The 5,072-nt window shown below is 62.2% G+C and carries 4 protein-coding genes and 1 pseudogene; 2 read left to right on the forward strand and 3 right to left on the reverse strand.

The window, feature by feature from the left end; translation table 11 throughout:
* A partial coding sequence (locus tag ACK5L9_RS11205) for a DEAD/DEAH box helicase (protein WP_416911548.1) occupies window positions 1–315 on the forward strand: 315 nt, incomplete at its 5' end.
* A gap of 39 nt (window positions 316–354) precedes the next feature.
* On the opposite strand, the gene ACK5L9_RS11210 is transcribed toward ACK5L9_RS11205, so the two are convergent.
* From ACK5L9_RS11210 to ACK5L9_RS11220, 3 genes are read right to left on the reverse strand one after another with little or no spacing between them, the layout of a single operon-like run.
* Window positions 355–1,359 carry a tyrosine-type recombinase/integrase gene (locus ACK5L9_RS11210; protein WP_416911549.1) on the reverse strand — a complete coding sequence of 335 codons (1,005 nt, stop codon included), beginning with the start codon at window positions 1,357–1,359 and terminating at the stop codon, window positions 355–357.
* Complete coding sequence (locus ACK5L9_RS11215; RefSeq protein ID WP_416911550.1) at window positions 1,356–2,267, reverse strand: tyrosine-type recombinase/integrase; 912 nt, start codon at window positions 2,265–2,267, stop codon at window positions 1,356–1,358. The genes ACK5L9_RS11210 and ACK5L9_RS11215 overlap by 4 nt, the downstream gene beginning before the upstream one ends.
* On the reverse strand, window positions 2,264–3,790 hold the full coding sequence (locus tag ACK5L9_RS11220; protein WP_416911551.1) for a tyrosine-type recombinase/integrase: 1,527 nt from the start codon (window positions 3,788–3,790) through the stop codon (window positions 2,264–2,266). The genes ACK5L9_RS11215 and ACK5L9_RS11220 overlap by 4 nt, the downstream gene beginning before the upstream one ends.
* 122 nt (window positions 3,791–3,912) lie before the next feature.
* Between ACK5L9_RS11220 and ACK5L9_RS11225 the strand changes: the two are divergent.
* Window positions 3,913–5,072, forward strand: a pseudogene (locus tag ACK5L9_RS11225) (strawberry notch C-terminal domain-containing protein); the annotation flags it as partial.

Here is a 5,072-nt window from a genome sequence, read left to right on the forward strand (position 1 = left end):
GGCATGTCGGCTAAGGACAGGAAAGCCGCGCAAGCAGCGTTGACCGTTTCCAATGATGAGGAACGGCTGATCCTCGCAACAGGGCGTTACATCGGCGAAGGCTTCGATGATGCGCGGCTCGATACCCTGTTCCTGACGATGCCGATCGCATGGAAGGGCACGCTGGCGCAATATGTCGGCAGGTTGCACCGGCGGCATGACGACAAGAAAGACGTGTTGGTGGTTGACTATGTCGACAGTTCGGTCCCGGTCCTCGCCAGGATGGCCGCCAAACGAAGAACGGGCTATCGGGCGCTTGGCTATGTGATGGAGTAGCAGCCCGCAGAATGCGGGACGCCAATTTTGTCTTGTCGGTCAGGAACGCTGCGCGGCGACGGCCAAGATCTGCAGCAGTTTGTCCGAGGGCTCACGGAACTTGCCGGGCTTGATCAGCGGTGCGTGATGCGCCTCGAGAAGCGCGAGCTTCTCGGTTGGGTCAGCGCGCAGATACATCTCGGTCGTCTGGATGCTGGCATGGCCAAGCCAGAGCGCAACCTTGCGGATATCGCCGGTGGCCTGAAGCGTGTGCATGGCGCAGCTGTGCCGCAGCACATGTGGGGTCACATGTTTTGCGGCAATCGACGGCGTCGAGCGTTCGGCCGTCGCCACATGTTGCCTGAGCCGATATGCAAATCCGTCCCGCGTCATTCGTCGCCCGTCGCGGTTCAGAAACAGCTCCGGGCCGACTTGGCCAGGACGGATTGCCAGCCATGCGCGAATGGCGTTTTGGGTCTCTTTCCAGAGCGGCAGCACACGCTCCCGCCGCCCTTTGCCCAGAATCCGCAGGCTGGAAAACGACCCGTCGTGAAAGTCGTCCATCCGCACAGCCAGAAGTTCGGAGGCTCTCAACCCTGCGGCATAGGCCAGATGCAGCATGGCACGGTCTCGCAATCCGCCCCGCGTGTAGCGGTTCGGTGCGGCAAGCAAGGCGCTGACTTCTTCCTTGGTAAGATAGTCGATCAGCTTGGCGTCTGTTCGCTTGGTCGGCATGGCCCGGATCATCATCGCCTGCTCGAGGCAGGCCGGGTGGCGATGTTCGACGAAACGGAAAAACGATTTGATCGCCGCCAGCCGTGCATTGCGGGACCGGACGGAATTGGCGCGCCCTTCTTCGATATGTTCGAGGAACGCCCTGATCGTCTGAATGTCGAGGTCTTCGATGAAGAGTTCAGATGGGGTTCGCTTAGCCCGCCCGGCGACAAACCGCAGCAAGAGGGTGAACGCACGGGCATAGGCCGCAATGGTATGTCGGCTTGCCCCGCATTCATCGGGAAGATGGGTTTGCAGGAAGGCGGAAAGATCGGGAGCAAGCGGGGTCATGTCGCACCTCCGATCCAGGTCTCCTCGGCGGTCGACGCAATCATCTGCAACAGAACCGGCGTGGCCTCAAGGTACCAGTAGGTGTTGGCGATATCCACATGGCCGAGATAGGTGCTCAAGGCCTTCATGTGCCGCAACACCGCCTGTGGGTTGTTTCCGCAGGCCTCCAGCGATCGCACGGCGAAGGTATGGCGCAGATCGTGCACCCGGGGACCGGGGCCTGTCGGGTTGCGATAGCCGAGCTTGCGCACGATCCGGACGAAGACCACATGGACCCTCGTCGCTGTCGGGGGACGGCCATGGCCCAGAACGAAAAGCGCATCGCCTGCTTTGCGCAGGCCATTGCGGGCTTCAAGATACCGATCCAGCGCGGCACGGGTCGAGGCATGAATGGGCACGAGACGGGTTTTGCCGAACTTACCCTTGCGGATCATGAGGCCGTCTTCCGTCAGATCGCCGCGCTGCAGGGACAATGCCTCCGAAATCCGCAAGCCCGTTGAAGCGAGCAGCCCGAACAGGTTGTGGTAGGTCAGCGGGCTGATCGGCGACAGGCCGGGCACCAGAAGCGCTTCCTGCATGATACGTCTGATCTGGTCCTGCGTCAGAATATGCGGTGCAGGTCGCCGTCGTCGTGAACGGCCCAGCAGTCCCATCGCCGGTATCTCGTGCCGCGCATCTTCCGCATGCAGGAAAATGGTCAGGGCACGGGCTCGGTCAAACCGCTCCTGCGCGGCATAAGGCGTCGCGGCGCCGCCGGCCCATTCCAGGATCAACGCTGCCGTCAGATGCGTGATGGATCGTTCCGCAGCAAAATCCGCGAAGACGCGCAAGGATCTCTCCTGCGCGGCGAACTTCATTCCAAGAGCGCGATTGAGTTGAACGAAGCGGTCGACATGGTGATGCATCATGACGCGCATCCCGGCCATGGCTGAGCTACGTCCGTCAGCATCCCGACATCGACCTTGGCATAGATCGCGGTGGTATCGCGCGAGTTGTGGCGCAGCGCGACACCGATCTGGTCAAGATCCGCGCCGCCGCACAACCAGGCGGATGCCAGCGAATGGCGAAAGACATGCGAACCGGTCGGCAATCCGGAAAAGCCTCCCCGGCTCAGGACACGGGAATCGATCCCGGCGATCTCGGCGGCAGATCGCAGCGGGGGGAAAGGGGCCTGGGTTCGACGAAAAACCCTGTCCGTGGCGATCACCGGGCGCGCGTCCTCGATATAGGACAGCAGCGCATCGCCTGCATCCTGTGGCAACGGCATCATTACGCCGCGCCTGCCCTTGCCGTGCAATCGCAACCGGCTCGCGCGCCAGTCGATATCGGACAGACGCAACTGCCAGATATCCCCCGCGCGCAGGGCCAGCCGGGCGAGGAGGAGAAGAATCGCGCGATCCCGTATCTCGACCGGTGTATCGGTGCGACAGGAGGCTATGATCTCTTCAATCTTCGCCGTGGGGATCGTACGCGGGACCGTCGCAAGCCTGCGCCGAACTGCGGGTGGCACCGCATGGACAAGAGATGGGGCGCATTGGCCTTGAATGATGGTGAAGCGCAGGAAGGTGCGCAGCACGGTGACCGTCATGCGCACGGATGATCGCGAGCGTTCTTCGCCCTGATCCAGAACGATCGACCGGATGGACGCCGCGCTGTAATCCTTCGGGGTGTTGCCAAGGCGATCCAGCCAGCGACCCGCTTCGTTCAAGTAGCGCCGAACCGTCTCGGACGTCACTCCACGTTCGCGTCGCAGCCATTCCGAAAACGCGGTCAGGCGCGGGTCACAGGTGGTGCCGCATTCTGATGCTTCAGCGAGAAGCAGACCTTCATCCCGCAGGAACCTGACAAAGGCCCGGACACCACGGCGGCGGTCCCTGGTGCCTGAGCCTGCGACCCGTTTGCCGCGCTTGGTCCTGATCCCGCAACGGCAATCATGATGCGCGAATTGGTCGACAATGGCATCGTCGATCCCATGGGCCGGAACACGCATCTGCAGCGCCCATTCCGCGAAATGGCGCGCCTGACTCAGCCGCATCGAATACGTTACCTTGCTGTATCCGGCGGCGCTGAGCTTTCCGGCATAAGCCTCCAGATATTGCCCGAGCCGCGCGACATCATCGGCAATCGTGACCGCTCCGGTGCCTTCGAGATAGCTCAGGAACCTGCGGGTATCCGTGGCATAGACAGGTTTGCGCAGTTGCGCAGGGCTGTAGCGGCCGCAGCGGCAGCGATGACGCAGGAACCGATCCAAAGCTGATGCGTCGAGGTCCTTGATGGAAATCTCTCGGGCGCGTGCCCACTTCAGAAAATGCCGGGCGGCGCTCAGCGCGCCAGCCGAAAGCCGGGGATTATTCGCGAAATAGGCGCGGACGAGAGTGCGGTCCTCGGCTTCGGTATGGCCGCCGAGCGGGGAGTTCGAGGGGGAGTGCATGGGGATGTCCTTCTGCGGTTGAGAGCAGAGGCATCATTATTATCCAAAGCGGAAACCCGAAAATGAAACACCAAAACAAAAGCTTGAAACCCAGAACTCCGCATAACGCCAACGCGGCATATTATGTCGGCTCGTATTTGCAACATTCATTCCCCGTCCAGCTTTACGAGCCTTTCACCGATGGCGAGGGCAATCTCTCCTCCCGGCCTGTCTTCCGCGACGGCCAGCCGGTCGAAAGCCGTGAAGCTGTCGCCCGGCGTGACGAGATGATCGAGCAGCTTGCCAGCCTGCCGCCTGTCCCCGGTGCGCTCGACCAGATCGTTCAGCGTTTTGGCACGGATATGGTGGCCGAGGTCACAGGCCGTTCGCGCCGGATCGTGCGCAAGGGCGACGGTGCATCTGCGCGTCTGGCGGTCGAGAATCGGGCGCCGTCGGCCAACCTTTCCGAGACCTCGGCCTTCATGGATGACCAGAAGCGCGTTTTGATCTTCTCGGATGCCGGTGGCACCGGGCGCAGCTATCACGCTGACATCTCGGCACGAAACCAGCGGCTGCGCGTCCATTATCTGCTGGAACCAGGCTGGAAAGCCGATGCCGCCATTCAGGGGCTGGGGCGGACCAACCGCACCAATCAGGCGCAGCCGCCACTCTTTCGGCCCATCGCCACAGATGTGAAGGCGGAAAAACGCTTCCTGTCGACCATTGCCCGCCGTCTCGATACGTTGGGGGCGATCACCCGCGGTCAGCGACAGACCGGCGGTCAGGGCCTCTTCCGCCCTGAGGACAATCTTGAAAGCCCTTACGCCCGCGACGCGCTGCGCCAGCTCTATCTGCTGCTGGTGCGCGGCAAGGTCGAATGCTGTTCGCTGGAACGCTTTGAATTCGCCACCGGCCTGAAGCTGATGGACAGTAATGGCATCAAGGACGATCTGCCGCCGATCACCACCTTCCTCAACCGGCTGCTGGCGCTGACGATCGAATTGCAGGGCATCCTGTTCTCGGCCTTCGAGCAGCTTCTGCAAGCTCGAATCGACGGGGCGATGGCCTCGGGCACCTATGACATGGGGCTGGAAACGCTGAAGGCGGAGAGTTTCATCGTCACCGAGCGGCAGGTGATTCATACCCATCCGGGCACAGGGGCGGAAACGCGGCTGCTGACCCTGACCGAACGCAGGCGAAACCAGCCGGTGACGCTGGATGCGGCACTGGCGGAACTGGACGGTCCGCGCGCGAAGCTGCTGATCAATGAACGATCCGGTCGTGCCGCCGTGCAGATCCCGAC

It is taken from the genome of Paracoccus sp. (in: a-proteobacteria) (assembly GCF_047973135.1).
In the GTDB taxonomy this organism is placed as follows: Bacteria; Pseudomonadota; Alphaproteobacteria; order Rhodobacterales; family Rhodobacteraceae; genus Paracoccus.

Excerpts from the sequence above, each read along its gene's own strand:
- ACK5L9_RS11210 (WP_416911549.1), bottom strand. The coding sequence starts at position 1,359 with ATGACCCCGCTTGCTCCCGATCTTTCCGCCTTCCTGCAAACCCATCTT.
- ACK5L9_RS11215 (WP_416911550.1), bottom strand. The coding sequence starts at position 2,267 with ATGATGCATCACCATGTCGACCGCTTCGTTCAACTCAATCGCGCTCTT.
- ACK5L9_RS11220 (WP_416911551.1), bottom strand. The coding sequence starts at position 3,790 with ATGCACTCCCCCTCGAACTCCCCGCTCGGCGGCCATACCGAAGCCGAG.